Here is a 26,804-nt window from a genome sequence, read left to right as displayed (position 1 = left end):
CCCGAAATATCCTCCGGGGGTGCGGGGGTGGAAAACCCCCGCCGCGGCGCCCGCCGCCGGGCGCGCCGCCATGGTTGAATACGCGCCGCTCGAGTTGCCCGAGGACGGCCGGCTCGCGGACAATATCGCGCATTTCGGCCGCGCGTTGCGCGCCGCGGGGCTGCCGGTGGGCACGGGGCACATCGTCGATGCAGTGCGCGCCGTGGCCGCGGTCGGTTTCAGCGACCGGGCGGATTTCTTCTATTGCCTGCGCGCCTGCTTCTGCTCGCGTCCCGAACACCGCGCCGTCTTCGCGCAGGTCTTCCGGCTCTTCTGGCGTGATCCGCGTTACCTGGAGCACATGATGGCGATGTTGCTGCCCTCGGTGCGCGGCGCGCGGGAAGAGCGGAACGCGCAGGCCGCCGAACGCCGCGCCGCCGAGGCGCTTCTCGACGGCGTGGAGCGCGCCGCGCCCAACCTCCCGGAGGATGACCGCGAAGGCAGAGAGATCGAGATCGACGCAAGCCTGACCATGTCCGCCGAGGAACGCCTCCGCCAGCTTGATTTCGAGCAGATGTCGGCCGAGGAGATGGCGCAGGCCCGCCGGCTTCTCGCGCGGCTCCGCCTGCCGGTACTGCCGCTCAAGACGCGCCGGCTGGCTGTCGATCCGCTGGGCCGCCGCCCCGACTGGCGCGCCACGATGCGCGCCGCGATGCGCCGCGGCGGCGAGGTGGAGCGGCTGGCCTTCCGCGCGCGCCGCACCCGCTGGCCCGACCTGGTGGTGCTTTGCGACATATCGGGTTCGATGTCGGCCTATTCCCGCGCCGTGCTGCATTTCCTGCATGCCATCTCAAACGCGCGCGGCGCGGGCTGGTCGAAGGTCCACGCCTTCACCTTCGGCACCCGGCTGACCAACATCACCCGGCAAATGGCCGCCCGCGACGTGGACGCCGCGGTGGCCGCCGCTGGCGCGGAGGCGCGCGACTGGGAGGGTGGCACCCGCATCGGCGACTGCCTGCATGCCTTCAACCGCGACTGGTCGCGGCGGGTGCTGGGGCGCGGCGCGCTGGTCCTGCTGATCACCGACGGGCTGGAGCGTGGCGCGCCTGAGCGGCTCGCGCGCGAGATGGAACGGCTGCACCTGAGCGCCCGGCGCGTCGTCTGGATCAACCCGCTGCTGCGCTGGGAAGGTTTCGCACCGCGCGCCGCGGGCGTGCGGGCGATGCTACCCCATGTGGACTGTTTCCGGGCTGGCCACAATATCGCCTCTCTGGAGGAACTGACCAGGGCGCTGGCCAGCGCCACCGATCAGGGCGACAAGCCGCGGCTGATGCGGCTCCTGGCCGCCGCCTGAGACGACGGAAGACCGCCCGTCTTGCCCCGCATCGCGTTTCAGGCTAGACCTCGCCCCTGTTTTTCCCGCCATCCCACCGGCACGGCATGTCCTCCCGACCATATCAGCACAGGCCCGTTCCCAATGACCGCGCTGCCCCGATGACCCAAGGCGACCGGCTCTCCACGCCGCTGGGCCGCGCTGGCGCCTGGTGGGAACTGATGATGACCGATCACGGCATCCTGCGTGTGCTCTGGCCCAACATGCACCGGATCGCGCCGGGCGTGTGGCGTGCCAACCAGCCTTCGCCGCTGCGGCTGCGCCGCTGGCGTGCGCGCGGCATCCGCAGTGTCGTCAACCTGCGCGGGGCGGAGCCGAAGGCGCCATATCTGCTGGAGGCCGAAGCCTGCGCCGCGCTGGGGCTGCGGCTGGAGAGCCTGCGCTTCTCGGCGCGCCGCTTCGCGCCGCCCGCGCGGCTGATCGAGATGCTCGATCTCTTCGCCCGCGTCGAACGGCCCTTCGTGATGCACTGTAAGTCGGGTTCGGACCGGTCCGGGCTGGCCGCCGCACTCTACCTGATGGATGCCGAGGGCGTGCCGGTCGACCGGGCCCGCCGCCAGCTCGGGCTGCGCTACCTGCATCTGAGCTTCACCAATCGCGGCGCCGTCGATCACCTGCTCGACGCCTATGCGCGCGACAGTGCGGCGCGGCCGATTTCCCTGCGTGACTGGCTGGAAACGCGTTACGATCACGTCGCGCTGGAGGCCGAATTCGCGGCGCTGCGCGGCAAAAGGGATCTCGTGTCTTGAACGGCCTCTCGCCCTCCGACGCCTACGCCGACGGGCGGGTCGTCATGGCCTGGCTCTGGCGCGCCTATCTGCGGCCCTGGCTGCCCTGGATCGGCGTCGCGCTGGCACTGATGGTGGTGGAGGGCGCCTCGGTGGGCGCGCTGAGCTACATGGTCAAGCCGATGTTCGACGAGGTCTTCGCCCAGGGCGGGGACCGCGCTGCGGCGGGCTGGATCGCGCTCCTGGTCTTTGGCTCCTTCCTGGCGCGCGCGCTGGCCGGGTTCGGGCAGCGCTTCATCATGGTCACCGTGGGCCAGAAGGTGGCGGCCGCGCTCCAGCGCGACATGGTGGGCCATCTGCTGACGCTCGACGGGACCTGGTTCCAGATCAACCCGCCGGGCAGCCTGATCGAGCGGGTTCGCGGCGACACGCTGGTCGCCACCAAGGTCTGGTCGAGCGTGCTGACCGCCTTCGGCCGCGACATGGTGGCGCTGATCTCGCTTCTGGCGGTGGCGATCTCCATCGACTGGGTCTGGACCCTGATCGCCGTGGCCGGCGTGCCGGTCCTGCTGCTGCCGATCATGGGCCTGCAACGCTGGGTGCGCCGCACTACGCGCGCCGCGCGCGTCGCGGCCGCGGGCATCGCCACCCGGCTCGACGAGATTTTCCACGGCGTGAGCACGATCAAGCTCAACAACATGGAAGACCGCGACGCGGCGCGCTTTGCCTCGGGGCTCAAGGGCTTCACGCGCGCGCAAATCCGCTCCGGCGCGGGGCAGGCCGGCATCCCCGCGCTGATGGATGTGACCGCCGGTCTCGGGTTTCTGGGGCTGATCGTCTATGGCGGGCTCCAGATCATGGAGGGCAGCGCCACGATCGGCGAGTTCATGTCCTTCTTCACCGCCATCGCGCTGGTCTTCGACCCGCTCAAGCGGCTGGGCAACGTCGCGGGCGTCTGGCAGTCGGCTCTGGCCAGCCTGGAACGGATCTACGGCATTTTCCAAGAACGCCCGCATGTCCTGTCGCCGCCGCGGCCGCGGTCGCTGTCGGAGCTGGAACAGCCCGCCGATATCCGGCTGGTGGACGTGCATTTCGCCTATGGCGACGCGCCGGTGCTGGACGGGGTCAGTTTCACCGCCAAGGCCGGGCAGGTCACGGCGCTGGTCGGTGCGTCGGGGGCGGGCAAGAGCACGGTCTTCAACCTGCTCACGCGGCTGGGCGACCCGCAGGAGGGCCGCATCACCATCGGCGGCGTGGATATCCGCGAGTTGTCGCTGGGCGATCTGCGCGGCCTCTTCTCGGTGGTCAGCCAGGAGGCCGCGCTCTTCGACGAGACGATACGCGACAACATCCTCTTCGGGCGCCCCGAGGCGGATGCGGCGGCGCTGGAGCGTGCGCTGGAGGCCGCGCATGTGAGCGATTTCCTGGCCCGGATGCCCGAGGGGCTGGACGCCAGCGCGGGGCCGCGCGGCTCCAATCTCTCCGGCGGCCAGCGCCAGCGCGTGGCGATCGCGCGCGCGGTACTGCGCGACGCGCCGGTGCTGCTTATGGACGAGCCGACCTCGGCGCTCGACGCGCGCTCGGAGGCAGTGGTGCAGGAGGCGCTGGAGCGGCTTGCCGAAGGCCGCACGACCCTGGTGATCGCGCATCGGCTCTCGACCGTGCGGGACGCCGACAAGATCGTGGTGATGGACAAGGGCCGGGTGGTGGACGAGGGCACCCATGACGAGCTTCTGGCCCGCGAAGGCATCTATGCCGGGCTCTACCGGCTGCAATTCGCGGCTGAGGACGCCGCAAGCTAGAAGGCGGGACCAGCATCGGTGCGGCGCGTGGGGAAGAAGCGGCCGGACCGCCGCCACGCGGAAATCGCAGGATCGAACCGTGCCATCACCGCATCCGGAATCCGACGCAGCGGGTCACGCGCAAGCCCGCACGGGGTTCCCGTTTGTGGAAGTTGAGCCCGGCGCTATGTGCGCGCCAAGGCAAAGAGGAGGCCGCTGACAGCGACCAATCCGATCAAGATGACTGCGCTCGACATGGCGTCTCTCCGCGTGCGATCCGTGTGTGTTGGAGTGATGCGGTGGAATCGCCTCGCACGGCAATCTCCGTCGCGACAACTGGCCACCGGGTGTTGCAGGAATGCCGGGAATGTCGGCGGATGGTCACCGATCGAGCCGGCCTGTCCGCGTGTTTCCGCCGAATAGACAGAAAATCGCGGGCAAGGGGCGCGGGCCGGAACTGCCGGCGCGGCTCCAAGCCGCGCCCGGAGTAGGACGGAACGCAACGATGAACGGCGCCACCTGCGACCGGGCGCCGCGACATTGGCCAGCGCGGCGTGCCGCATTGGAGGTTCACCGGGTGCGGCGGATTGACCGCAAGCCGGCATTGGTCCCGGTTCAGGACTGCGGGACCGGAACCGCCGCACCGGTGATCCCGGCCATCGCACCCAGAAACTCCAGCACCTCGGCCTCGGTGTTGTAGTGGCAGAGCGAGACACGGATGCAACTCTCCAGCCCCAGCGGGTCCAGGATGTTGCCCGAATAATGATCGGCCTTGCGCAGATGGGTGCGCACCCCCTGCGCGTTCAGCCGCGCGACGACATCCACCGAACCGATCCCGTCCACGACGAAGGAGACGAGCCCTTCGCGCCGCGGGTTCTCCACCCCGCCGATGACCTCTACGCCGGGCATCGCGGCCAGTCCCGGCAGGTTGCCCACGCCGTGCAGCATCGCATGCGTCAGGCGCGACTCGTGCGCGTGGATCGCGCGTGCCGCCGCCTCGATCCGGGCGCGCCGGTCGGTGGCCTGCGAGACCGCGCCGCCCAGCCAGTCGAAATAGGCCACGACATCGGCGAAGGTGGCATAGGCGCCGGTGTCGCGCGTGCCCATCTCCCAGCCCTCGGACGGGGCGCCGCGCAGCATGTCATGGGGCAGGCGCGTCAGCCGGTCGGAAATCCAGGCCAGCCCATAGCCGTGGCGCGAGAAGACCTTGTAGGGCGACACCACGTAGCCGTCGATGCCGTAGGCGGCGATGTCGATGCCGCCATGCGCGGCGTGCTGGATGCCGTCCACCACGATCAGACAGTCGGGCGACACGGCGCGGATCGCCGCCGCGATCCCGGCCACGTCCACGCCCATGCCGGTGACGGGCGAGGTGTGCAGGATCGTGGCGACGCGGGTTTTCCCGGACAGGTGCGGCACGTAATCCGCGGCGGTGACGGTGCCGGTCGCCGGATCATGGGGCACGCTGACATAGTCCATGCCCGCGATCCCCGCCCAGCGGATCGCGGCGCTGCGCGAGGCGGGGTGTTCCAGCGTGCTGCCCAGAACCTCGCCCGGACCGGCGTCCAGGCAGGCGGTGCGGATCAGCCGGAACAGCAATTCCGTGCCGCTTTCTCCGACGAAGAACTGGCCGTCGGGGGCGTTGAAGAAGACGCGCATATCCGCCCGCGCACCCGCGATGATATCGGCAAGCGCCTTCGACGCAGGGTTGTCGCGGCCCTGGTTGTCGGGGATCGCGGCCATCCGGGCGGAGGTCTCGACCACGGAATTCAGGGTCAACGCGCCGCCGGCATTCTCGAAGAAGACGCGCGGGCCTTGGAACGGGCAGGCGTCCACATGCGCGAAACGGGCGCGGATTTCGGACATGAGACCGGGATCGGAGAGCGGCATGGGGGGCTCCTGCAAGACGGGCGGCGCGGGGCGTGCGCACCGGTCAGTCATCGCCCCGAAGCGGGCCGAAGGCAAGCCGCTCAGGGCGCGTTAAGAAAGATTAACATACCGGTTGCGAGGTGGCGTCGGCGCGCGCATCCTGAGCCCCGTGTTAAGGATTTGTTCACTCTTTCTTCTGCTCTGCGCAGCGCTCCCCGTTTGGGCGACCGAGATCGGCGGCCGCGCGCGGGTGATCGACGGCGACACGATCGAGATCGGCGCGACCACGATCCGGCTGCACGGCATAGACGCCCCGGAACTGGCACAGACCTGCACCGACGCGCAGGGCCGCGCCTGGAGTTGCGGCCGCTGGGCGAAGCGCCAACTGGCGAAACGCCTGCGCGGCGCGCAGGTAAGCTGCTACGGGCGCGAGCGGGACCGCTATGGCCGCCTGGTGGCGCAGTGCCGGGCCGGGGAGGCGGATCTGGGCCGTTGGCTGGTGCTGAACGGCATGGCCACGGCTTACCGGAAATATTCAACCGCCTATGTCGCGCAGGAGGCGGCGGCAAAGCGCGAATCGCGGGGGCTCTGGGCCGGCCAAATGGTCGCGCCCGGAGCTTACCGGGCGAACCGCCGGCAAGACCGGCAGGCGGATGCGGCGCCGCAGGCGGACTGCCGGATCAAGGGCAACATCTCGGGCAACGGGCGCCTTTACCATCTGCCGGGCAGCCGCTGGTACGGTGATACGCGCATAGACACCGCGCGGGGCGAGCGCTGGTTCTGTTCCGAGGCCGAGGCGCGCGCGGCCGGATGGCGGCGTGCGCGGGGCTGAATCGCTGGCCTCGACTTGACCCCGATCAAGGTTTGCCCGCGCCGCCCTGCCTAGGGTTGCCGGGTGACGCGATCAGAGGAGGATGAAGCGCAATGTCCCACACCCCGCATGAACTGGCCGAGGAATTTCCCGAACAGGCCGAGGCGATTCAGAAGCTCAAGGTAGTGAACGCCCATTTCGCCAAACTGGTGGACGACTATCACGACGTGAACCGCGCCATACACCGTGCGGAGACGAACGTGGAACCCATCGACGACCTGTACGAGGCGGAACTGCGCAAGAAGCGGCTCATGCTGAAGGATCACATCTGGTCGATGCTTCAGCCAGCCTGAGGCCGGGCGGCCGGGCGGCGCGGGAACCGGTCAGGCCGCGCCGTCCTCTTCCGCCGCGCCGTCGCTCTCGACCCGCTCCTGGAACCGCTCGAAGAACTGGTCCGCCATCTTCGTCGCGAATCCGTTGATCAGGCGCGAGCCGAGTTGCGCGAGCTTGCCGCCCACCTTGGCTTCCACGTCATAGCTCAACTCGGTGCCGCCAGCCTCGGCATCGGCGAGATGCACGTCGGCCGCGCCCTTGGCGAAACCCGCGACGCCGCCCTTGCCCTCGCCGGAGATGCGGTAGCTTTGCTCGGGCACGATGTCCGACAGCGTCACAGCACCCTTGAAGGTGGCCTTCACCGGGCCGACCTTCTGCTTCACGGTGGCCTCGAAACCTTCCTCGGGCGAACCGGTCAGCTCCTCGCAGCCCGGAATGCAGGCGGCCAGAACGTCCGGGTCGTTCAATGCCGCCCAGACGGTGGCGCGGTCGGCGGCGATGGTGCGGCTGCCCTTGAGTTCCATGATCTCCTCCCTGTCCTGTGCGGCAGGATAGGGGCGCACGGGGCGTGCTTGCAATCCGCCAAATGTCGGAGCGGGTCACGCCTGCGTGCGCCGGCGCCGGAACGCCGGGTCTTGCCGCGACCCATTTGCAATTGCTAACCTCGGCCAGCAAATCTGCAAATCAGGCGGGGCGTTCGGCGCATGCGCAGGACAGATCGGCATTGGCAAACTTGCGGGCGGGGTGCAGGGTGATGGCGACGCAGAAACTCTATGCCGGTGTGAAGCTGCGCGAGACGCGCACGCGGCTCGGCCTGACGCAGAAGGATTTCGCCGCCAAGCTGGGCGTGTCGCTGCCCTATCTCAACCAGATGGAAAACAACCACCGCCCGGTTTCCACCGGCGTGGTGCTGGCGCTCGCCGGCGAGTTCGGCCTCGACGTGACCGAACTGAGCACCGGCGACGCCGAGCGCATGGTCACCGACATGCGCGAGGCGCTGGCCGATCCGGTCTTCGCCGACACCGCGCCGCCGCTGGCCGACCTGCGGCTCGCGGCGTCGAACGCGCCGGCACTGGCGCGCGCCTTCCTTGAGCTGCACCGCGCCTACCGGCAAAGCCACGAGCGACTGGCTTCGCTCGACGAGGCGCTGGGGCGCGAGGACAGCGCCATCCGCCCCTCGCCCTGGGAGGAGGTGCGCGATTTCTTCCACTACTGCGACAATTACATCGACGCGGTGGACCGGGCGGCGGAACGGGTGGCCGGGGCGCTGGCAGAGGCCGACCAGCCACCGCTCGCCGCCGCCATAGGCTATCTGGAGGCGCGCGACGTAGCGGTGCGGCTGACCGACGGCGCCGCGCTGCGCAGCTTCGATGCGGAGGCGCGCGTGCTGTCGTTGGCGGCGCGCAGCGCGCCGTCCACGCAGCGGTTCCAGATTCTGCACCAGATAGCGCTCTTGACCCAGGGCGAGTTGCTGGATGCCACGCTGGATCTGGCGCGCTTCCAGTCCGAGGAGGCGCGCGCCATCGCCAGGATCGGCCTTGCCAACTATTTCGCGGGCGCCGCGCTCTTGCCATATGGCGCCTTTCTGTCCGCCGCGCAGGAGGTGCGGCACGACCTGGAACAACTCGCCGACCGCTTCGGCGCCTCGATCGAGCAGGTGGCGCACCGGCTCTCGACCCTGCAGCGGCCGGGGGCGAAGGGTATTCCCTTCTTCTTCGTGCGGGTCGATCAGGCGGGGACGATCACCAAGCGGCATTCGGCCACACGGCTGCAATTCGCCCGGTTCGGCGGCGCCTGCCCGCTGTGGAACGTCCACCGCGCCTTCGAGACGCCGGGCCAGTTCCTGCGCCAGTTGGCGGAGACGCCGGACGGGGTGCGTTATCTCTGCCTGGCGCGCGACGTCTCCAAGCCCGGCGGCAGCTTCAAGGCGCCGCTTCGGCGTTATGCCATCGGGTTGGGCTGCGAGGTCGTCCATGCGGGCGCGCTGGTCTATGCCGACGATCTGGACGTGGACAATTCCGCCGCCTTTGAGCCGATCGGGATCTCCTGCCGGATCTGCGAGCGCACGCGCTGCCACCAGCGCTCCGTGCCGCCGCTGGAGCGGCCCTTGCGGGTGAACCACGACGTCAGGGGCGTGCTGCCCTACACGATCGGACAGGACGGGGAGGTGACATGACCGAAACGATGCCGGGGCTGGAAAACCGCCGCGTGATTCTTGCCGCGCGGCCAAAGGGCGTGCCAGGCCCTGAGCATTTCGCGGTGGAAGACGGGCCGGTCCCGGTGCCGGGTCCGGGACAGGTTCTGGTGCGGACCGCGTTCTGGTCGGTGGATCCCGCGATGCGCGGCTGGGTCAACGACGTGCCCAACTACATCCCGCCGGTGGAGATCGGCGCGGTGATGCGCAGCTTCGCCGTGGGGCGGGTGGTGGCCTCGCGCCATCCCGGCTTTGCCGAGGGCGAGATCGTCACCGGGCTCTTCGGCTGGCAACGTTACGCGCTGGTCGAAGGCGCCACGATCGACCGCAAGGTGGTGGAGACGGACCTGCCGCAATCCCTGGCGCTGGGCCTTCTGGGGCTGAACGGCGTGACCGCCTATCTGGGCCTCACCCGTGTGGGCGCGCCGGAGCCGGGGCAGATGGTGCTGGTCTCTACCGCCGCGGGCGCGGTCGGCTCGGCCGTGGGTCAGATCGCGAAACTGCTGGGCTGCCGCACCGTGGGCGTGGCCGGTGGGCCGGAGAAGACGGCGCTTTGCCGCGATGTCTTCGGCTATGACGCGGCCATCGACTACAAGGCCGGCGGGCTCGACGCGGCGCTGGCAGCGGCCTGCCCGGACGGCTGGAACGTCTATTTCGACAATACCTGCGGGCCGGTCTCCGACGCGGCCCTGCACCGGATGGCGACGGGTGCGCGCTGGATCATCTGCGGCACCGCCGCCGTGACCGACTGGGACCCCTGGCCCGACGGCCCGCGCGTACACCGCGCGCTGCTTGTAAAGCGCGCTCGCATGGAGGGTTTCCTTGTTCTCGATCACAAGGACGCCTATGCGGACGCCATTGCGCGGCTGGCCGGCTGGGTGAGGGACGGGCGTATCGTCTGGCGCGAGCATATCCTCGACGGGGCCGAGGCCGCGCGCGACGCGATCGGGATGCTCTACCGGGGCGAGAACACGGGCAAGCTTCTGGTACGTGTCGACTGACCCGCATCCTGTCCTATTGGCGCGGCGCAACTTCGTGCTAGGCTGCACGCTCCGAAACAGGGGGACAGGCAATGACAGGAACCGGGGGGCTGCGCCGCACCAATGGCCGTGGCAGGCGCTACGACAGTATCGTGGAGACGATCGGGGACACGCCCGCGGTGCGGGTCAACCACCTCGCGCCAGAGGGCGTGGAGCTTTACGTGAAAGCCGAGTTCTTCAATCCCGGCGCGTCCGTCAAGGACCGCCTGGCGGTCGGGATCATCGAGGCGGCGGAGCGCGCGGGCGCGCTCAGGCCCGGCCAGACCGTCGTGGAGGCCACCAGCGGCAATACCGGCATCGGGCTGGCGCTGGTCTGTGCCCAGAAGGGCTATCCGCTGGTGGTGACGATGGCCGAGAGCTTCTCGGTGGAGCGGCGCAAGCTGATGCGCATGCTGGGCGCCAAGGTGGTTCTGACCCCGAAGGAGCAGAAGGGCACCGGCATGTACATGAAGGCGGTGGAACTGGCCGAGGCAAATGGCTGGTTCCTGGCGCGCCAATTCGAGACCGAGGCCAACGCCGATATTCACGAGGCCACGACCGCGCGGGAGATCCTCGCGGATTTCGCGGGCCACCGGCTCGACTGGTTCGTGACGGGCTACGGCACGGGCGGCACGGTTACCGGCGTCGGCCGCGTGCTGCGCCGCGAGCGCCCGGAGACGAAGATCGTGCTCTCCGAGCCGGCCAATGCGCAGATCGTGGGCAGCGGTCAGGCACAGGAGCGCGGTCCGGACGGCGGCCCGGCTGTCAGCCATCCGTCCTTCGAGCCGCATCCGATCCAGGGCTGGACGCCGGATTTCATTCCGCTCGTCCTGCAGGAAAGCATAGATGACGGTCTCTATGACGAGCTGATCCCGGTTGCGGGGCCCGACGGGATCGCCTGGACCAAGAAACTCGCGCAGCGTGAGGGCATCTTCACCGGCATCTCGGGCGGCGCCACTTTCGCGGTCGCCATGCAGATCGCCGAGAGGGAGGAGCCGGGCGCGGTGATCCTGTGCATGCTGCCCGATACGGGGGAGCGGTACCTTTCCACGCCGCTCTTCGACGGGATCGAGGCGGATATGGATGCCGAGGAGCGGGCGCTGTCGAATTCCACGCCAGGCTACCAAATGGGCTGACGCGCGGTAAACGCGTCGTGGACTCAGGCGCGGGCGAGTTGCCGCTCGCGCCGGAGAACGTAGAGGATCGACAGCACCGCCGCGCCCGATGTGAGCGCCATGATCCATTGCAGCGGCAGCGCGCCCGAGCCGGGTTTCAAGAGCGCGCCCGCCAGGGCCGAAAGCGCCGCGCCGCCGCCGATCATGATCGCGCCGCCCAGCCCGCTGGCGGTGCCGGCCAGATGCGGGCGCACCGACAGCAGCCCGGCGGTCGCGTTGGGCAGCACCAGCCCGTTGCCCAGCCCCACGAAGGTCATGAAGCCGAAGAAGAGGAGCGCGCTGCTGATCCCCGACAGCGACAGCACCAGCGAGACCGCCAGCCCGGCGGCGCAGAGCGCGGACCCCAGCAGCACCATCCTGTTGATCCCCAGCCGCACCGAATAGCGCCCGGAGAGGAAATTTCCCAGCGCGTAACCCAACGCGGGCGCGCCGAAATAGAGGCCCAAGGCGGCCGGTGCCAGCCCGTAGACCTGCGCACCCACGAAGGGCGCACCGCCGAGATATGCGAAAAATGCGCCCGACGAGAAGGCGGCGGTCAGCGCGTAGCCCCAGAACCGATGGGCGCGCAGCAATTCGGGGTATTGTGCGATCTGGGCGCGTAGGCTGGTCGCGCCGCCCGCCGCCGTCTCGCCCTGGTCGGCCCAGGCCACCAGCCAGACCAGCACGCCGCCAAGCGCGAGCATGATGAAATTGGCCTGCCAGCCAAAGAGTTCGTCGAGCACACCGCCGATCGCCGGGCCGATCATCGGCACCACCGCCATGCCCATCGTCACATAGCCGATCATGCTGGCGGCCTCGGCCTCCGGCACCATGTCGCGGACGATGGCGCGGCTCAGCACCATGCCGGTGACGATCACAGCCTGCGCCATGCGGAACCCCAGGAAGACCTCCGCCGTGGGGGCCAGGATGCAGCCGATCGTGGCCAGCACGAACAGCATCGCGGACCACAGGATGACCGGCCTGCGTCCGTAGCGGTCGGAAATCGGGCCGATCAGCAGTTGCAGCCCGGCATTCATCGCCAGATAGAGCGCGACGGAAAGCTGCATCACCCGGTACTCGGTTTCGAAATATGCGGTCATCGAGGGCAGCGACGGCAGGAACACGTTCATCGCCATCGCCGAGAGACCGGCGAAGAGCACAAGCGTCAGGATATGCGGCGGGGTGGTGCGGTCGAGAAATCGCACCTCGGGGCGGGATGTCATGGCGCAGAATTTACGCCTGCGCGCGGCGATGTCCATATGCGCCCGCGAATGGCGGCTATGCGCGTGCCGCAGCCGGCATCTCGGGCCATGTATCCGTCAGGCGGTAGCCGCGCGGCCAGGGGTCGGTGGGGTCGAGCAAAAGCTGATGCATGCCGGTGATCCAGCCGCGTCCGCGCACGCGGGGGATGATGGCGGGCCGTCCAGCGAGCTGCGTCTTGGCCTCGAAGCGGCAATCGAAGCGGCCGCCCAGGATCGAGAGCCCGGCATAGGGCTCGCCCGGCCTCAACTCGCCCCGCGCCGCCATCACGGCCATGCGCGCCGAACAGCCCGTGCCGGTGGGCGAGCGGTCGATCTTGCCGGGGTCGATCACCACGGCGGAGCGGCCGGTCTTCACGCCGTCGCATTCGCTCACCGCCTCGGTGAACTGGCAGAAGGATATGTGCGCCCAGGGCTGTGCGGGGTGGCGGAAACCCAACTGCTCATTGGCCGCGGCGGTGATCCGCGCGCCAAGTGCGGCCAGCGCGCGGGCGTTGCCGGGGACGAGCGGCAGGCCAGCTTCCTCGCTGCGGACCAGCACGAAACTGTCGCCGCCGAAGGCGGTATCGACGGTCAGCCGCCCCAGCCCCTCCACCTCCAGCGCGGCGTCCAGCCGGTCGGCGAAAGCGGGCACGTTCGTCAATTCGATATCGCGTGCCTTGCCGTTCTCGCAGCGCGCGGTGATCTCCACCAGCCCGGCGGCGGCTGCCAGCGTGAAGCGGGTGACGGGCTCCTCCATCGGGATCAGCCCCGTCTCCAGCAGCACGGTGGCCACGCAGATCGTGTTGGAGCCGGACATGGGCGGGGTATGTTCGGGTTCCATCGTCAGAAAACCCATGACGGCGCGGGGGTCCTTCGCGGGGACCAGCAGATTGACGTGCCGGAAGACGCCGCCGCGCGGCTCGTTCAGCACGAAATCGCGCAGCCGCCCGTCGGCGGCCAGGTGGTCGCGCTGCGCCCAGAGCGTGTCTCCCGGCGGCGGTGCAATCCCGCCGGTGATGACATCGCCCACCTCGCCCTCGGCATGGGCGGACACGACCTGAATGACACGGTCCGATCGCATGGCGCAGCACCCCCTATCGTTTCCCGATGCGCCCAGCCAAGCCGGTCCTGCGCGGCGGCACAAGCCCTTCCGGAATGTTTGTGCCGATGCCTGCGGGATTTGCTAATTTGCAATTTGCTTTCTTACTTCTGCCAAGACTTTGCAAATATTCCATATTTACCTTTCCCGGCCTGTCCGCCAACGGTATGTTCGCGCTGATACTCAGGGGGAGACCGGCGATGAAAGACATCCTGCAGGAGCTTGAGAGACGCCGCGGCGATGCCCGCGAAGGCGGCGGCGCGCGGCGCGTGGAGGCGCAGCACAGCAAGGGCAAGCTGACCGCGCGCGAACGGATCGAACTGCTGCTCGATCCCGGCTCCTTCGAGGAATTCGACATGTTCGTGTCGCATCGCTGCACCGATTTCGGGATGCAGGACAGCAAGTATTCCGGCGACGGCGTGGTGACCGGCTGGGGCACGGTCAACGGCCGCCTGGTCTATGTCTTCAGCCAGGATTTCACCGTCTTCGGCGGCTCCTTGAGCGAAACCCACGCGCAGAAAATCTGCAAGATCATGGATATGGCGATGCAAAACGGCGCGCCGGTGATCGGGCTCAACGATTCCGGCGGGGCGCGCATCCAGGAGGGTGTGGCCTCGCTGGCGGGCTATGCGGACGTGTTCCAGCGCAACATCATGGCCTCGGGTGTGGTGCCGCAGATCAGCGTCATCATGGGCCCCTGCGCGGGCGGCGCGGTCTATTCCCCGGCGATGACCGACTTCATATTCATGGTCAAGGACAGCTCCTACATGTTCGTCACCGGCCCCGACGTGGTGAAGACGGTCACCAACGAGGTCGTGACGGCGGAGGAACTGGGCGGGGCCAAGACCCACACCACCAAGTCCTCGGTCGCGGATGCGGCCTTCGAGAACGATCTGGAAGCACTGATGGAGGTGCGCCGGCTGATCGACATGCTGCCGCTCAATAACCGCGAGAAACCGCCGCACCGGCCGTTCTTCGACGACCCGGAGCGGTTGGACATGTCACTCGACACGCTGATCCCCGAAAACCCCAACATGCCCTACGACATGAAGGAGTTGATCGTGAAGACCGCGGACGAGGGGGATTTCTACGAGATCCAGGCCGAGTTCGCGAAGAACATGATCACCGGCTTCATCCGGCTGGAAGGCCAGACCGTGGGCGTGGTGGCCAACCAGCCGATGGTGCTGGCCGGCTGCCTGGATATCGACAGTTCCCGAAAGGCGGCACGTTTCGTGCGGTTCTGCGATGCCTTCGAGATCCCGATCCTGACCTTCGTCGACGTGCCGGGCTTCCTGCCGGGGACGGGCCAGGAATTCGGCGGCGTCATCAAGCATGGCGCGAAGCTTCTCTTCGCCTTCGGCGAGGCGACGGTGCCAAAGGTCACGGTCATCACGCGCAAGGCCTATGGCGGGGCCTATGACGTGATGAGTTCCAAGCACATCCGGGGCGATTTCAACTATGCCTGGCCCACCGCCGAGATCGCGGTGATGGGTGCCAAGGGCGCGACCGAGATCCTCTATCGCAGCGAGTTGGGCGACGCCGAGAAGATCGCGGCGCGCACCAAGGATTACGAGGACCGTTTCGCCAATCCATTCGTGGCGGCGGAACGCGGCTTCATCGACGAGGTGATCCAGCCCCATTCCACCCGCAAACGCGTCTGCCGGGCCTTCGCGTCGCTTCGCAACAAGAAGCAGACGAACCCCTGGAAGAAACACGACAACATTCCACTCTGAAGGTCAGGCGATGACACGAGGCACAATCATGCTGCTGGCGGCGCTGGCCGCCGGGCCGGCCACGGCGGAGGGCAAGTCCTACGATGTACCTTCCGGGCAGCCTGTCTCGCTGCTGGAGGCGATCTGGGAGGACGGCGCGGCCGCGCCGCTGCGGCTGCGCTTCCTGGCGCCGCGGATCGCGCAGGCGGACGGCGGGATCACCTTCGCCGAGGCCGAATCCGACCTCGCGCATCTGTGCAAAACCGTCGCGCTGCCGCTCATCGCCGAGGCCGGACGGACACCCGCCCGCGTCATCGTGTCGCTCTCGGACCGCGCCGTCCCGCACGGCCAGGCCGACCCCGAGGCCACCCAGTTCTTCGAGGCTTTCCGCCCCGAGGACGGGCGTTGCATTTGGGAGGCTTTTTGATGCTGGGGCAACGCCATGCGGACGCTTCCTCATTCTGCCATGCTGCTGGTGCAAACGCGTCACATTCTGCCGATGCGAATATGCGATCCTATCCTCTTGCGATTTTTTCGCGTAACGTGGACAGTGGTCACGCTAAAATGACCACCTCTAGCATACGCACCGTGGAGCCTGAGGCCGAAGCGGGGCGTAGTTTTGAAAGACTGAGGAGTAAAGAATGTCCAAATACTACAAACTGGTCCTCGCCCTTGGCCTGGTTTCCTTTGCCGCTGCCTGCGCGCAGCAAGAGGAAGAGGTCGTGTACGTGGAGCCGGAGCCGATCATGGAAGAACCGGCAACCACGAAGTACTGATTCTGTTTCGGGGCGGCGCGCGCAGGGCTTTGCCCACGCGCCCGCCCCCCTTCAGACCCCTTATCCGCAGGGGGTCTCATGCTGAAGCACCGCGGAATCCCCTCACGACTGCCCGGAACTGATTACCAGTTCACGATCCGCCGCCCGGCCAAGGCCGGAGCCACGCCGATTGTGCGCCGCGAACGCTTCGCCGACCGCCGCGCTGCGGACCGGCGTGCCGATTCGGGCTTTCTGCACGCACTCTGGTCGGTTTATGGCGAAACGCCGTTTGAGCGGGGCAATCTGGATGCCGGGCGGCTGTCCTGGCTCTTCGGGCGCGAGGTGATTCCCGCCGAAGATCCCTTCGATCCGGCCAGTTACGACGCACTGCTGAGAATCGACGTGAGCGCCGCACGGCGGACATTCCCGGATATCTTCGACGGGGGATCGGCATGATCCCGCGCAGCAAAAACTCGATCTGGCGGCATTCTGCTCATCGCGGGGCGGGGCGGAACGCCATGCTGGCGGTGTCCGGGACGGCGTCCTATCGTATGCACAAGGCAGATGCTCCAAGTACCCTAACTTCTGCCTGTGGTATCCATAACCGTTACCCTTCCCCTCAGCTGGGGCCCGGCCAGTTCTCTGGCCGGGTCCTTTTTGCGGCCGTTCACATATCTGCGGTATTCCGCCTGAACCGTCCGTTTTTGCTTGCACGGCCGTTGCGTGGTGCTCAAATCCTTCTTCTGAGGGTCTGCAAACGGAACCGGCACGGAACCGGGGCGTTTACAGACCGGGATCATGGAGGACGAGAGCAATGCAAATCTGGACAAAACTCGCCGGGCTCGCGGTGGTCACGCTGCTTGGCGGTTGTCTCAACAACGACCTGGGGCGGGCCGGGGTCGGGGCCGCGGGTGGCGCTGTCATCGCGGATGCGACCGGCGGCAACGTGCTGGCCGGTGCCGCCATCGGCGGCGCGGCGGGCGCCTTGTGCGACGACGCGGGCGTCTGCAACTGAACACCCCGCAAAGGAAACGGGGCGGCCCGCAAAGGCCGCCCCGCCGAATTCCCCTCAGATCGTCAGATCAGAAGTTGAACTGAACCGAGGTCTGCAGACGGGTGGCTTCTTCGGAAGCACCGTTCACCAGTTCCAGCTCGTTCCAGCTGACTTCCGCGCCAACCGTCATGCGGTCGGTCGGGGACCAGAACAGCGAAGCGTGGATGGTCTGCTGGGTTTCCGGAGCCGTCGCAGCGGCGAAGGTGTCGTCGATCTCGGTCACACCCCATTGCAGGCCGGCCGACAGGGTCGGGCTGAGCTGCTGGGTGACGCCGATGTTGTACATCAGAACCTCGACGGCGTCGACGGAGCCGCCACCGTCCAGACGGGCGTCCGGTGCGCCGTCGACCACGTAGCGGCCGATGCCTTCACCCCAGGCAACGTTACCGTTGATGGAGCCGCCCTGCCAGGCGTTGAAGATGCCGCCGAACATGATGCCGAAGCCGTCATCGGAATCGGACCCGGTCACAGGCACACCGCCGATGGTCGGGGCAAGGTTCGGGTCTTCGATGTTGCGGTAGATACCGGCAACATCGACCGAACCCCAGGCGCCTTCAGCGCGCACTGCCGCGACGAAATCCGGGACTTGGTCGTTGTTGTTGACGGAGCCGCCGGAGTCACCGATGGTTTCCGGGTTCTCGACCGAGAAGGCGACCGAGAACATGTCGTTGACCTGGTGGGTATAGCGGATCTGCGGCTGACGCACGAACAGGATGCCCGAGGGGCCCTGGAAGTCCACGGTGCCCGGATAGGACGACAGCGGCATGAACAGGGTCCAGTACTGACCGATGGTCCAGCCGTTGGTCTGGATGAAGGCGTGACGCAGACGGAAGTGCTCGGAGTTGGAAACGGCCTGGTTGCCTTGGCCGCCGAACAGGTCCCATTCGATCTTCGCGGTCACTTCACCGATGCCCGTCTGGGTGGTGGAGGTGATGTTCAGGCGCGACTGACGCACGTGGAAGCGGAAACCACCGTCATTGGCTGCCGAATCCGGGATCGTCAGGGACGGCGGGAAGATGGTGTCGCCCTGGGTCTGATCGAAGTCGTAGATGAAGTCAGCCTTGACGTAGCCGCCGAAGGTCAGGACCGTGTTCGCCGGGACGTTCACGGTGCCCGCGCTCTGCGTGGAGACGCGTGCGTCCAGCGCGGAGGTGTCCGCGAAGGCAGGCGCCATGAGCATCGCGGATGCCAGCGCGGTCGAACCGGCCAGCGTCGCGATGCGCTTGGTTGCATATTTCATTGTGTACCTCATTCTTCAATTCACAGTCCGGTCGCTCCGAACCTGGCCAGACTTTGGCACCAAAGCTTTCCGCATGGAATTCAACAAAAATGTGACAGAACATATCGGGCAACCACTGTTGCGATTGTGTCACGAAGATACGGCCAGAAGGCCGGAACGGTAACCCAGGGAAAGGGACAGCGAGCATGTTCAATAAGATTCTGATTGCCAACCGGGGCGAAATTGCCTGCCGGGTCATCAAGTCGGCGCGGAAGATGGGAATCGCCACGGTTGCAATCTATTCCGATGCGGACCGCCATGCGTTGCATGTGCAGATGGCCGACGAGGCGGTGCATATCGGCCCCCCGCCCGCCAACCAGTCCTATATCGTCATCGACAAGGTGATGGAGGCGATCCGCGCGACGGGCGCCGAGGCGGTCCATCCGGGTTACGGGTTCCTGAGCGAAAACAGGAAGTTCGCCGAGGCGCTGGAGGCCGAGGGCGTGGCCTTCATCGGCCCCCCCGCCGGCGCAATCGAGGCGATGGGCGACAAGATCACCTCCAAGAAGCTTGCACAGGAAGCGGGTGTGTCCACGGTGCCCGGCTATATGGGGCTCATCGAGGATGCCGAGGAGGCGGTGAAAATCTCGGGCGAGATCGGCTATCCGGTGATGATCAAGGCCTCCGCCGGGGGTGGCGGCAAGGGCATGCGCATCGCCTGGAACGACGACGAGGCGCGCGAGGGTTTCCAGAGTTCCAGGAACGAGGCCGCAAGCTCATTCGGCGATGACCGCATATTTATCGAGAAATTTGTGACCCAACCGCGACACATCGAGATTCAGGTGTTGGGCGACAAGCACGGTAACTGCCTCTATCTTGGAGAGCGAGAGTGCTCGATCCAGCGCCGGAACCAGAAGGTCATCGAGGAGGCGCCAAGCCCGTTCCTCGATGAAAAGACCCGCCGCGCGATGGGCGAACAGGCCGTGGCGCTGGCCCGCGCGGTGGATTATAGCAGCGCCGGGACGGTGGAGTTCATCGTCGATGGCGAGCGCAATTTCTACTTCCTGGAGATGAACACACGGCTTCAGGTGGAGCATCCGGTGACCGAACTGATCACCGGGGTCGATCTGGTCGAGCAGATGATCAGGGTCGCCGCGGGCGAGAAGCTCGACCTGACGCAGGAGGATATCTCGCTCGACGGCTGGGCGATGGAATCGCGGCTCTATGCCGAGGATCCGTACCGCAGTTTCCTGCCCTCCATCGGTCGGCTGACGCGCTATCGCCCGCCCGAGGAGCATGTCGAGGACGCCTCCGTGGTACGCAACGACACCGGCGTCTATGAGGGCGGCGAGATCTCGATGTATTACGACCCGATGATCGCCAAGCTCTGCACCTGGGGGCCGACGCGCGATCATGCCATCGAGGGGATGCGTGTGGCGCTCGACAGTTTCGAGCTGGAGGGTATCGGGCACAACCTGCCTTTCCTTTCGGCGGTCATGGATCACCCGCGCTTCGTGTCGGGCGAGATCACCACGGCCTTCATCGCCGAGGAGTATCCCGACGGGTTCTCGGGCGCGGTGCTGCACGACTCGGCGCTGCGAAAGCTGGCGGCGGGGGCGGCCGCGATGCACCGGGTTTCCGAGATCCGGGCGGCGCGGGTCTCGGGGCGCATGTCGCATCACGAGCGCGAGGTCGGCCGCGACTGGGTCGTGTCGCTGGGCGGGCACGACTATCCGGTGACCATCGACGCCGACCGCGGCGGCGCGACGGTGCGCCTTGCCGATGACGGCGCGTTGCGCGTCACCTCCGACTGGGTGCCGGGCCGGCCGCTGGCGGTGCTCGACGTGGACGGCGAGACGGTCGTTGCCAAGGTCGCCCCGCAGCCGCTGGGCTTCCGGATGCGTCACCGCGGCGCCGATCTGGACGTGCGCGTGCAGACCCCGCGCCAGTTCGAGCTGTCGGCGCATATGCTGGAGAAGACGCCGCCCGACACCTCCAGGATGCTGCTTTGCCCGATGCCGGGTCTCGTCGTGTCGCTGGCGGTGTCTGCGGGCGACGAAGTGCAGGAGGGTCAGGTGCTTTGCACCGTGGAGGCGATGAAGATGGAGAACGTGCTGCGCGCCGAACGCGCGGGCGTGGTCTCGAAGATCAACGCCGAGCCCGGATCGAGCCTGGCGGTGGACGATGTCATTATGGAGTTCGAATAGGATGTTGTCCGCCGCCCGCCCGTCCTGTCGCCGCGGACCGGCCCCCGCCATGCCCGCCCGCGCGGGCGGGTGGGGCTACCGGCGTTCCATCTCGTCGCGGCGCATCGGCATCTTGTCGATGGCATGGGTAATCTCGCGCACATCCCAGGGCACCGGCTTGCGCAGGGCAACGGTGCCGTCCTTGGCGATGATCGTCAGCATGAAGCCGCGCGGGCGGAGCCGCTGGCGCAGAGGGCTCATGGCCTTTGGGTCGGTATCGGTGATCACCACCACGTCGCGCTCCACCAGCTCGGCGGGCCGCGCGGCGAGCAGATCCATCTGCTCGCTGAAGCGCGGATCGGCGGGGGTGTCGGCGAAGACGACGATCGGTCGGGCCACCCATTTCAGTGCCTCCAGATCGGCCTCCGCGGCCGACATGACGACCAGGTCGGACCCCGCTTCCGCCGCTTCGGCCGTCTGCGCCCCGGACGCCTCGGAAGGGCTGTCATCTGTGACCGCCACGGCCAGGCTGTCCTGTGCCGGCGCGGCGGCGGCTTGCAGGACAAGAAAGAGGAATGCGATCGCTCGTGTCATGGAACCTCCGGTTCCCCCACATATAGGCCAGTGGGGCAGGAATGCGAAGAGGGCGCGGCACCGCGCGGCCATTAACCCGATGCAGAGGACATGCGCCTAATGTCGGCGGTCACAGGCATAATCCCGGCGGCGCTGGCCGCATTCGGATGCGGGGTACGGCGGCTCTTGGAAGTTGTCCTGCATATCGGTGCGCACCGCACCGGCACCACGACCCTCCAGCACCACCTGCACCTGAACCGGGACAATTTGACGAAAAACGGAATCGCCGTCTGGGGGCCGGAGCGCACGCGTGCCGGGCTCTTCACCGGGCTGATCCGCGCGCCGGCGCCGCTGAGCGGTGCGCAGGCGCTGCGCGGGGCGCTCAGTTCCGCGCGCATCCGGCGCGAGATCGCGGCGTTGCGGGAGGCCGGCCACAGCCATCTTCTGGTGAGCGAGGAGAACATGATCGGCGATATCCGCACCAACCTGGCGGCGGGCGCGCTCTACCCGCAGGCGGCGGCGCGGCTCGGCGCCCTCGGGGCCGGGTTCGGGGCCGATTGCACAAGCGTGGCGGTAGCGCTGCGCAGTTACGACAGCTATTGGGCTTCCGCCATCGCCTATGCGATCCGCGCCGGGCTGCCGCTGCCGGACGCTGCGGGGCTGGCCCGGCTGGCCGGGGCGCGACGCGGCTGGCGACAGGTCCTGCGCGAGACCGCCGCGGCCTTTCCCGGCGCCCGCCTCGTGGTATGGGATTTCGACACGCTGAAGGGCCGGATCGGAGATCAGCTCGCCCTGATGGTTGGCGGTTTGCTTCGCCCGGCTCTGGCGGGGCCGGCCGGACACCACAACGCCTCCGGCTCGCGCGACCTGCTTCGCGCGCGTCTCGCCGCGCGCGGCGATCACGCCGCGGCTGCGCGCATCCCGCCGGGGAAGGGGCCGTTCATGCCCTTCGGCCCGGCGGCACGCGATGCGATGCGCGCGCGCTATGCCGGGGACCTGGAATGGCTGCGGGACGGTGCCGATGGCATCGCCCGATTCTGGAACGAAGCCGCGGGGAACACCCCGGCAGAAACGACAGCAAGAGAGGAATGGATCCGTGACGGACAGCAAGAAGGACTGGGCGCAGCGCGCTGAGAAGGAACTCAGGACCCGCAGCCCGGACGACCTCGACTGGGAGACGCCGGAGGGCATCACGGTCAAGCCGGTCTACACCGCCGAGGATACGCAGGACCTGGCGCATATGGGCTCCATGCCCGGTGCGGCGCCCTTCACCCGCGGCCCCAAGGCCACGATGTATGCCGGCCGGCCCTGGACGATCCGGCAATATGCGGGCTTTTCGACCGCCGAGGACTCCAACGCCTTCTATCGCCGTGGCCTGGCGGCGGGGCAGCAGGGTGTCTCGGTCGCTTTCGACCTGGCCACGCATCGCGGCTATGACAGCGACCACCCGCGGGTGGAGGGCGATGTCGGCAAGGCGGGCGTGGCCATCGACAGCGTGGAGGACATGAAGATCCTTTTCGACGGCATCCCGCTGGAGAAGGTGTCGGTCTCGATGACCATGAACGGCGCGGTGATCCCGGTGCTGGCCAGCTTCATCGTCGCGGGCGAGGAACAGGGCGTCGACCGGGCACAGCTTTCGGGTACCATCCAGAACGACATCCTCAAGGAGTTCATGGTCCGCAACACCTATATCTATCCGCCGGAACCCTCGATGCGCATCGTCAGCGACATTATCGAGTTCACCTCCACCGACATGCCTCGGTTCAACTCGATCTCGATTTCCGGCTACCACATGCAGGAGGCCGGCGCGACGCTGGTGCAGGAACTGGCCTTCACGCTGGCCGATGGCAAGGAATACGTGAAGGCGGCGCTGGCGCGCGGGCTCGACGTGGACAAGTTCGCGCCGCGGCTGTCGTTCTTCTTCGCCATCGGCAAGAATTTCTTCATGGAAGCCGCCAAACTGCGCGCCGCGCGTTTCCTGTGGCACCGCATCATGTCGGAATTCGACCCCAAGGACGAACGTTCGCTGATCCTGCGCACCCATTGCCAGACATCGGGTGTCAGCCTGGCCGAACAGGATCCCTACAACAACATCGTGCGCACCGCTTATGAGGCGCTCTCGGCGGTGCTGGGCGGCACCCAGTCGCTGCACACCAATTCCTTCGACGAGGCGATCGCGCTGCCCACCGATTTCTCGGCCCGGATCGCGCGCAACACGCAGCTCATCCTGCAAAACGAGACCGGCGTGACCAAGGTCGTCGATCCGCTGGCGGGCTCCTATTATGTCGAGAAGCTGACCGCCGACCTGGCCGATGCCGCCTGGGCGATCATCGAGGAGGTGGACAAGATGGGCGGCATGACCAAGGCCGTGGCCTCGGGCATGCCGAAACTCCGGATCGAGGAAGCCGCGGCACGCTGGCAGGCCGCCGTGGACCGCGGCGACGAGGTGATCGTCGGCGTCAACAAGTGGCGGCTGGAAAAGGAGCAGGAGATCGAGATCCTTGATGTGGACAACGTCAAGGTCCGTGAGAGCCAGATCGCGCGGCTGGAGAAAATCCGCGCCACGCGGGACCAGGCCGCCTGCGACGCGGCGCTCGGCGCACTGGAAGCGGGCGCGAAATCCGGAGAGGGCAATCTGCTGGCGCTGGCGGTCGAGGCCGCGCGCGCCCGCGCAACGGTAGGAGAGATTTCCATGGCGATGGAAAAGGCATTCGGGCGCCACCGCGCCGAGGTGAAGACGCTGGCGGGCGTCTATGGCGCCGCCTATGAGGGCGACGAGGGGTTCGCACGGATCAAGAAGGACGTGGACGCCTTCGCCGAGGAGGAGGGCCGCCGCCCCCGCATGCTGGTGGTGAAGATGGGCCAGGACGGCCACGATCGCGGCGCCAAGGTGATCGCCACCGCCTTCGCGGATATTGGCTTCGACGTGGATGTCGGCCCGCTCTTCCAGACGCCGGAGGAAGCCGCGCAGGACGCGGTCGACAACGACGTGCATGTGGTCGGCGTCTCCAGCCAGGCGGCGGGCCACAAGACCCTGGCGCCCAAGCTGGTCGCGGCGCTGAAGGCCCAGGGCGCCGGGGACATCATCGTGATCTGCGGCGGCGTGATCCCGCAACAGGATTACGAGTTCCTTTACAAGGCCGGGGTGAAGGCGATCTTCGGGCCGGGCACCAACATCCCCGAGGCCGCAAAGAACATCCTCGATCTGGTGCGCAAGACGCGGGCGGCCTGATGCGCGGGTGCGGGTGGTTCTCTGGCAATGCTGGCCGGATGGCGTGGTGTGGTGCTATGGATCATCTGATCGCCTGCCGGCGCGCCGCCGGAGGGAATGCTTCGGTTCCGCTTTCTGCGGAAATAGTTTAACGTTAAATGAAATAAGAACCAGACTCGGGGGAGACCTTTGAAATGACCGATCTCAGCCAGGAAAACGCGCGTATGGCGGCGTTGGAATATCACGAGTTCCCGAAACCCGGGAAGCTGGAGATACGTGCGACCAAGCCGATGGCGAACCAGCGCGACCTGGCCCGCGCCTATTCCCCCGGCGTGGCGGAGGCCTGCCTTGAAATCAAGGCCGATGAGGCAGCGGCGCGGCGCTATACCGCGCGCGGCAATCTGGTGGGCGTGGTCACCAACGGCACGGCTGTGCTGGGGCTCGGCAATATCGGGGCGCTCGCCGCCAAGCCGGTGATGGAGGGCAAGGCGGTCCTGTTCAAGAAGTTCGCGAATATCGACTGCTACGACATCGAACTCAAGGAATCCGACCCCGAGAAGCTGGCTGATCTCGTCTGCGCGCTGGAGCCGACCTTCGGCGCGATCAACCTCGAAGACATCAAGGCGCCGGATTGTTTTATCGTTGAACGAATATGCCGGGAGCGGATGAACATCCCGGTTTTCCACGACGACCAGCACGGCACCGCCATTGTCGTGGGCGCAGCAGCGGTCAACGCGCTGCATGTCGCGGGCAAGTCGTTCGAGGATATCAAGGTGGTCAGCGCCGGGGGCGGCGCGGCGGGGATCGCCTGTCTCAATATGCTTCTCAAGCTGGGCGTGAAGCGTCGGAATGTATGGCTCTGCGATGTCCACGGGCTGGTCTACGAGGGTCGGGAGGAGGACATGAACCCCGAAAAGGCCGCCTTCGCCCAACCCTCCGACCTGCGCCGGATGGAGGACGTGATCGAAGACGCGGATCTCTTCCTGGGTCTCTCCGGTCCCAAGGTGCTGACGCGCGAGATGATCGCGAAGATGACGCCGCAGCCCATCGTTCTGGCGCTGGCCAACCCGATGCCCGAGATCATGCCCGACGAGGTCAAGGCGGTGGCGCCGGATGCGATCATCGCGACCGGGCGGTCGGACTATCCAAACCAGGTCAACAACGTGCTCTGCTTTCCGTTCATCTTTCGGGGCGCGCTCGATGTCGGCGCGTCCGAGATCAACGACGCCATGCAGATCGCCTGCGTGGAGGGTATCGCGCAACTCGCCCGTGAGACCACAAGCGCCGAGGCCGCCGCGGCCTACCAGGACGAGACGATGAGCTTCGGTCCCGACTACCTGATCCCCAAGCCCTTCGATCCGCGTCTGATGGGCGTGGTGGCCAGCGCCGTCGCCCGTGCAGCGATGGCGTCGGGCGTCGCCTCGCGCCCGCTCGAAGATGTCGAAGCCTACAAGATGCGGCTCGACGGCTCTGTGTTCAAATCCTCGCTCCTGATGCGCCCGGTCTTCGCCGCCGCGGCGCAGGCCCGCCGCACCATCGTCTTCGCCGAGGGCGAGGATGAGCGCGTGCTGCGCGCGGCCAACGCCATGCTCGAGGAGATGACCGATCAGCCGATCCTGATCGGGCGGCCGGAAGTGATCGCGCACCGGGCCGAGCGCGCGGGCCTGCCGATCCGCCCCGAACGCGACCTGAAGATCGTCAACCCCGAGAACGATCCGCGCTACCGCGACTACTGGAACAGCTATCACGAGATCATGGCGCGCCGCGGCGTGACCCCCGACATCGCCAAGGCGGTGTTGCGTACGAACACCACCGCCATCGGGGCGGTCATGGTCCACCGGGGCGAGGCTGACAGCATGATCTGCGGCACGTTCGGCCAGTATCTGTGGCATCTCAACTACATCACGCAGGTACTCGAGGGCGGGCCCGAGGCGCTGCATCCGGTGGGCGCGCTGAGCCTGATGATCCAGGAGGACGGCCCGCTCTTCATCGCCGATACGCAGATACATCCCGAACCGACGCCCGAACAGGTGGCCGAGACGGTTATCGGCGCGGCCCGGCACGCGCGCCGCTTCGGCATCGCGCCGAAGATCGCGCTCTGCTCGCATTCGCAATTCGGCAATCTCGACACCGCCTCCGGGCGGCGGATGCGCGGGGCGATGGAACTGCTCGACCGGATGGAGCCGAATTTCGAGTATGAGGGCGAGATGGCCACCGACGCCGCGCTGGACCCGGAACTGCGCGGCCGCATCTTCCCGCATTCGCGTTTCGAGGGCGCGGCGAATGTGCTGGTTTTCCCCAGCACCGACGCCGCCAGCACCGCGCGCAACATGCTCAAGATGCGTGCCAACGGGCTGGAGGTCGGGCCGATCCTGATGGGCATGGGCAACACGGCCCATATCGTGACGCCGTCGATCACCGCGCGCGGGCTGCTCAACATGGCGGCGATCGCGGGCACACCGGTGGCACATTACGGCTGACAGGGGACATGCG

Annotated in this window: 23 protein-coding genes; 17 read left to right on the top strand and 6 right to left on the bottom strand. The window is 67.3% G+C overall.

Features of this window, described 5'->3' with window-relative positions:
- Nucleotides 1-70 precede the first annotated feature (70 nt).
- From DDZ14_RS03370 to DDZ14_RS03360, 3 genes are all read left to right on the top strand, one after another.
- Nucleotides 71-1,333: a VWA domain-containing protein gene (locus DDZ14_RS03370; protein WP_109423693.1), complete on the top strand. Its 1,263-nt coding sequence runs from the start codon at nucleotides 71-73 to the stop codon at nucleotides 1,331-1,333.
- 140 nt (nucleotides 1,334-1,473) lie between these two features.
- Nucleotides 1,474-2,121 carry a tyrosine-protein phosphatase gene (locus DDZ14_RS03365; protein ID WP_158275454.1) on the top strand — a complete coding sequence of 216 codons (648 nt, stop codon included), beginning with the start codon at nucleotides 1,474-1,476 and terminating at the stop codon, nucleotides 2,119-2,121.
- Complete coding sequence (locus tag DDZ14_RS03360; RefSeq protein WP_233252459.1) at nucleotides 2,118-3,902, top strand: ABC transporter ATP-binding protein; 1,785 nt, start codon at nucleotides 2,118-2,120, stop codon at nucleotides 3,900-3,902. The genes DDZ14_RS03365 and DDZ14_RS03360 overlap by 4 nt, the downstream gene beginning before the upstream one ends.
- A gap of 594 nt (nucleotides 3,903-4,496) precedes the next feature.
- Here the strand turns inward: DDZ14_RS03360 and DDZ14_RS03355 are convergent.
- A complete protein-coding gene (locus DDZ14_RS03355; protein ID WP_109423528.1) occupies nucleotides 4,497-5,771 on the bottom strand; it encodes an aminotransferase class V-fold PLP-dependent enzyme in 1,275 nt (424 codons plus the stop codon).
- Nucleotides 5,772-6,000: 229 nt separating this feature from the next.
- Between DDZ14_RS03355 and DDZ14_RS03350 the strand changes: the two genes are divergently transcribed.
- Nucleotides 6,001-6,582, top strand: a complete 582-nt coding sequence (locus DDZ14_RS03350; RefSeq protein WP_233252458.1) for a thermonuclease family protein — start codon at nucleotides 6,001-6,003, stop codon at nucleotides 6,580-6,582.
- Between the two features lie 92 nt (nucleotides 6,583-6,674).
- Nucleotides 6,675-6,914 carry a YdcH family protein gene (locus DDZ14_RS03345; protein ID WP_109423526.1) on the top strand — a complete coding sequence of 80 codons (240 nt, stop codon included), beginning with the start codon at nucleotides 6,675-6,677 and terminating at the stop codon, nucleotides 6,912-6,914.
- Between the two features lie 30 nt (nucleotides 6,915-6,944).
- On the opposite strand, the gene DDZ14_RS03340 is transcribed toward DDZ14_RS03345, so the two are convergent.
- The gene (locus DDZ14_RS03340) at nucleotides 6,945-7,418 is read right to left on the bottom strand and encodes a CoxG family protein (RefSeq protein WP_109423691.1); all 474 of its coding nucleotides are present in this window, start codon (nucleotides 7,416-7,418) and stop codon (nucleotides 6,945-6,947) included.
- Nucleotides 7,419-7,648: 230 nt separating this feature from the next.
- Between DDZ14_RS03340 and DDZ14_RS03335 the strand changes: the two genes are divergently transcribed.
- The 3 genes from DDZ14_RS03335 to DDZ14_RS03325 all read left to right on the top strand — a co-directional run bounded on the left by DDZ14_RS03335 (nucleotide 7,649) and on the right by DDZ14_RS03325 (nucleotide 11,243).
- Complete coding sequence (locus DDZ14_RS03335; RefSeq protein ID WP_109423525.1) at nucleotides 7,649-9,070, top strand: short-chain fatty acyl-CoA regulator family protein; 1,422 nt, start codon at nucleotides 7,649-7,651, stop codon at nucleotides 9,068-9,070.
- On the top strand, nucleotides 9,067-10,089 hold the full coding sequence (locus DDZ14_RS03330; RefSeq protein WP_233252457.1) for an NADP-dependent oxidoreductase: 1,023 nt from the start codon (nucleotides 9,067-9,069) through the stop codon (nucleotides 10,087-10,089). The genes DDZ14_RS03335 and DDZ14_RS03330 overlap by 4 nt, the downstream gene beginning before the upstream one ends.
- A gap of 71 nt (nucleotides 10,090-10,160) precedes the next feature.
- A complete protein-coding gene (locus tag DDZ14_RS03325; protein WP_109423524.1) occupies nucleotides 10,161-11,243 on the top strand; it encodes a PLP-dependent cysteine synthase family protein in 1,083 nt (360 codons plus the stop codon).
- A gap of 23 nt (nucleotides 11,244-11,266) precedes the next feature.
- On the opposite strand, the gene DDZ14_RS03320 is transcribed toward DDZ14_RS03325, so the two are convergent.
- On the bottom strand, nucleotides 11,267-12,484 hold the full coding sequence (locus DDZ14_RS03320) for a multidrug effflux MFS transporter (protein ID WP_109423689.1): 1,218 nt from the start codon (nucleotides 12,482-12,484) through the stop codon (nucleotides 11,267-11,269).
- A 55-nt stretch (nucleotides 12,485-12,539) separates the two neighbouring features.
- Nucleotides 12,540-13,583, bottom strand: coding sequence for a proline racemase family protein (locus DDZ14_RS03315; RefSeq protein ID WP_109423523.1), 1,044 nt, complete (start codon nucleotides 13,581-13,583; stop codon nucleotides 12,540-12,542).
- Nucleotides 13,584-13,801: 218 nt separating this feature from the next.
- Between DDZ14_RS03315 and DDZ14_RS03310 the strand changes: the two genes are divergently transcribed.
- The 5 genes from DDZ14_RS03310 to DDZ14_RS03295 all read left to right on the top strand — a co-directional run bounded on the left by DDZ14_RS03310 (nucleotide 13,802) and on the right by DDZ14_RS03295 (nucleotide 17,083).
- Nucleotides 13,802-15,334 (top strand): acyl-CoA carboxylase subunit beta, encoded by a 1,533-nt coding sequence (locus DDZ14_RS03310; RefSeq protein ID WP_109423522.1) that lies wholly within the window; start codon nucleotides 13,802-13,804, stop codon nucleotides 15,332-15,334.
- 10 nt (nucleotides 15,335-15,344) lie between these two features.
- Nucleotides 15,345-15,740: a DUF6497 family protein gene (locus DDZ14_RS03305; protein ID WP_233252456.1), complete on the top strand. Its 396-nt coding sequence runs from the start codon at nucleotides 15,345-15,347 to the stop codon at nucleotides 15,738-15,740.
- Nucleotides 15,741-15,954: 214 nt separating this feature from the next.
- The gene (locus DDZ14_RS20115) at nucleotides 15,955-16,089 is read left to right on the top strand and encodes a hypothetical protein (protein WP_255417484.1); all 135 of its coding nucleotides are present in this window, start codon (nucleotides 15,955-15,957) and stop codon (nucleotides 16,087-16,089) included.
- Between the two features lie 78 nt (nucleotides 16,090-16,167).
- Nucleotides 16,168-16,524: a hypothetical protein gene (locus DDZ14_RS03300; protein WP_109423520.1), complete on the top strand. Its 357-nt coding sequence runs from the start codon at nucleotides 16,168-16,170 to the stop codon at nucleotides 16,522-16,524.
- Nucleotides 16,525-16,882: 358 nt separating this feature from the next.
- Entirely contained in the window at nucleotides 16,883-17,083 is a 201-nt protein-coding gene (locus DDZ14_RS03295; RefSeq protein ID WP_109423519.1) for a hypothetical protein, read from the top strand.
- Between the two features lie 67 nt (nucleotides 17,084-17,150).
- Here the strand turns inward: DDZ14_RS03295 and DDZ14_RS03290 are convergent, their stop codons facing one another.
- Entirely contained in the window at nucleotides 17,151-18,362 is a 1,212-nt protein-coding gene (locus DDZ14_RS03290) for a DcaP family trimeric outer membrane transporter (protein WP_158275453.1), read from the bottom strand.
- 185 nt (nucleotides 18,363-18,547) lie between these two features.
- Here DDZ14_RS03290 and DDZ14_RS03285 point away from each other — a divergent pair, with 185 nt between their 5' ends.
- Nucleotides 18,548-20,548 carry an acetyl/propionyl/methylcrotonyl-CoA carboxylase subunit alpha gene (locus DDZ14_RS03285; protein ID WP_109423517.1) on the top strand — a complete coding sequence of 667 codons (2,001 nt, stop codon included), beginning with the start codon at nucleotides 18,548-18,550 and terminating at the stop codon, nucleotides 20,546-20,548.
- A gap of 75 nt (nucleotides 20,549-20,623) precedes the next feature.
- On the opposite strand, the gene DDZ14_RS03280 is transcribed toward DDZ14_RS03285, so the two are convergent.
- Entirely contained in the window at nucleotides 20,624-21,121 is a 498-nt protein-coding gene (locus DDZ14_RS03280; RefSeq protein ID WP_109423516.1) for a DUF4174 domain-containing protein, read from the bottom strand.
- Nucleotides 21,122-21,220: 99 nt separating this feature from the next.
- On the opposite strand from DDZ14_RS03280, the gene DDZ14_RS03275 reads away from it, so the two are divergent.
- From DDZ14_RS03275 to DDZ14_RS03265, 3 genes are all read left to right on the top strand, one after another.
- Nucleotides 21,221-22,234 (top strand): hypothetical protein, encoded by a 1,014-nt coding sequence (locus DDZ14_RS03275; protein WP_109423515.1) that lies wholly within the window; start codon nucleotides 21,221-21,223, stop codon nucleotides 22,232-22,234.
- Nucleotides 22,197-24,332, top strand: a complete 2,136-nt coding sequence (gene scpA, locus DDZ14_RS03270) for a methylmalonyl-CoA mutase (RefSeq protein ID WP_233252455.1) — start codon at nucleotides 22,197-22,199, stop codon at nucleotides 24,330-24,332. The genes DDZ14_RS03275 and scpA overlap by 38 nt, the downstream gene beginning before the upstream one ends.
- A 173-nt stretch (nucleotides 24,333-24,505) precedes the next feature.
- Nucleotides 24,506-26,791: an NADP-dependent malic enzyme gene (locus DDZ14_RS03265; protein ID WP_109423513.1), complete on the top strand. Its 2,286-nt coding sequence runs from the start codon at nucleotides 24,506-24,508 to the stop codon at nucleotides 26,789-26,791.
- The last annotated feature ends 13 nt before the right edge of the window (nucleotides 26,792-26,804 follow it).

The sequence above is a fragment of the Maritimibacter sp. 55A14 genome (genome assembly GCF_003122205.1).
Classification (GTDB): Bacteria; Pseudomonadota; Alphaproteobacteria; order Rhodobacterales; family Rhodobacteraceae; genus QEYE01.
This window is presented reverse-complemented; position numbering and strand designations above follow the sequence as displayed.

What these genes read in the sequence shown, in the direction of transcription:
- DDZ14_RS03370 (WP_109423693.1), top strand. Translation starts at nt 71, where the DNA reads ATGGTTGAATACGCGCCGCTCGAGTTGCCCGAGGACGGCCGGCTCGCG.
- DDZ14_RS03365 (WP_158275454.1), top strand. Translation starts at nt 1,474, where the DNA reads ATGACCCAAGGCGACCGGCTCTCCACGCCGCTGGGCCGCGCTGGCGCC.
- DDZ14_RS03355 (WP_109423528.1), bottom strand. Translation starts at nt 5,771, where the DNA reads ATGCCGCTCTCCGATCCCGGTCTCATGTCCGAAATCCGCGCCCGTTTC.
- DDZ14_RS03345 (WP_109423526.1), top strand. Translation starts at nt 6,675, where the DNA reads ATGTCCCACACCCCGCATGAACTGGCCGAGGAATTTCCCGAACAGGCC.
- DDZ14_RS03340 (WP_109423691.1), bottom strand. Translation starts at nt 7,418, where the DNA reads ATGGAACTCAAGGGCAGCCGCACCATCGCCGCCGACCGCGCCACCGTC.
- DDZ14_RS03335 (WP_109423525.1), top strand. Translation starts at nt 7,649, where the DNA reads ATGGCGACGCAGAAACTCTATGCCGGTGTGAAGCTGCGCGAGACGCGC.
- DDZ14_RS03330 (WP_233252457.1), top strand. Translation starts at nt 9,067, where the DNA reads ATGACCGAAACGATGCCGGGGCTGGAAAACCGCCGCGTGATTCTTGCC.
- DDZ14_RS03325 (WP_109423524.1), top strand. Translation starts at nt 10,161, where the DNA reads ATGACAGGAACCGGGGGGCTGCGCCGCACCAATGGCCGTGGCAGGCGC.
- DDZ14_RS03320 (WP_109423689.1), bottom strand. Translation starts at nt 12,484, where the DNA reads ATGACATCCCGCCCCGAGGTGCGATTTCTCGACCGCACCACCCCGCCG.
- DDZ14_RS03315 (WP_109423523.1), bottom strand. Translation starts at nt 13,583, where the DNA reads ATGCGATCGGACCGTGTCATTCAGGTCGTGTCCGCCCATGCCGAGGGC.
- DDZ14_RS03310 (WP_109423522.1), top strand. Translation starts at nt 13,802, where the DNA reads ATGAAAGACATCCTGCAGGAGCTTGAGAGACGCCGCGGCGATGCCCGC.
- DDZ14_RS03305 (WP_233252456.1), top strand. Translation starts at nt 15,345, where the DNA reads ATGACACGAGGCACAATCATGCTGCTGGCGGCGCTGGCCGCCGGGCCG.
- DDZ14_RS20115 (WP_255417484.1), top strand. Translation starts at nt 15,955, where the DNA reads ATGTCCAAATACTACAAACTGGTCCTCGCCCTTGGCCTGGTTTCCTTT.
- DDZ14_RS03300 (WP_109423520.1), top strand. Translation starts at nt 16,168, where the DNA reads ATGCTGAAGCACCGCGGAATCCCCTCACGACTGCCCGGAACTGATTAC.
- DDZ14_RS03295 (WP_109423519.1), top strand. Translation starts at nt 16,883, where the DNA reads ATGCAAATCTGGACAAAACTCGCCGGGCTCGCGGTGGTCACGCTGCTT.
- DDZ14_RS03290 (WP_158275453.1), bottom strand. Translation starts at nt 18,362, where the DNA reads ATGAAATATGCAACCAAGCGCATCGCGACGCTGGCCGGTTCGACCGCG.
- DDZ14_RS03285 (WP_109423517.1), top strand. Translation starts at nt 18,548, where the DNA reads ATGTTCAATAAGATTCTGATTGCCAACCGGGGCGAAATTGCCTGCCGG.
- DDZ14_RS03280 (WP_109423516.1), bottom strand. Translation starts at nt 21,121, where the DNA reads ATGACACGAGCGATCGCATTCCTCTTTCTTGTCCTGCAAGCCGCCGCC.
- DDZ14_RS03275 (WP_109423515.1), top strand. Translation starts at nt 21,221, where the DNA reads ATGTCGGCGGTCACAGGCATAATCCCGGCGGCGCTGGCCGCATTCGGA.
- DDZ14_RS03265 (WP_109423513.1), top strand. Translation starts at nt 24,506, where the DNA reads ATGACCGATCTCAGCCAGGAAAACGCGCGTATGGCGGCGTTGGAATAT.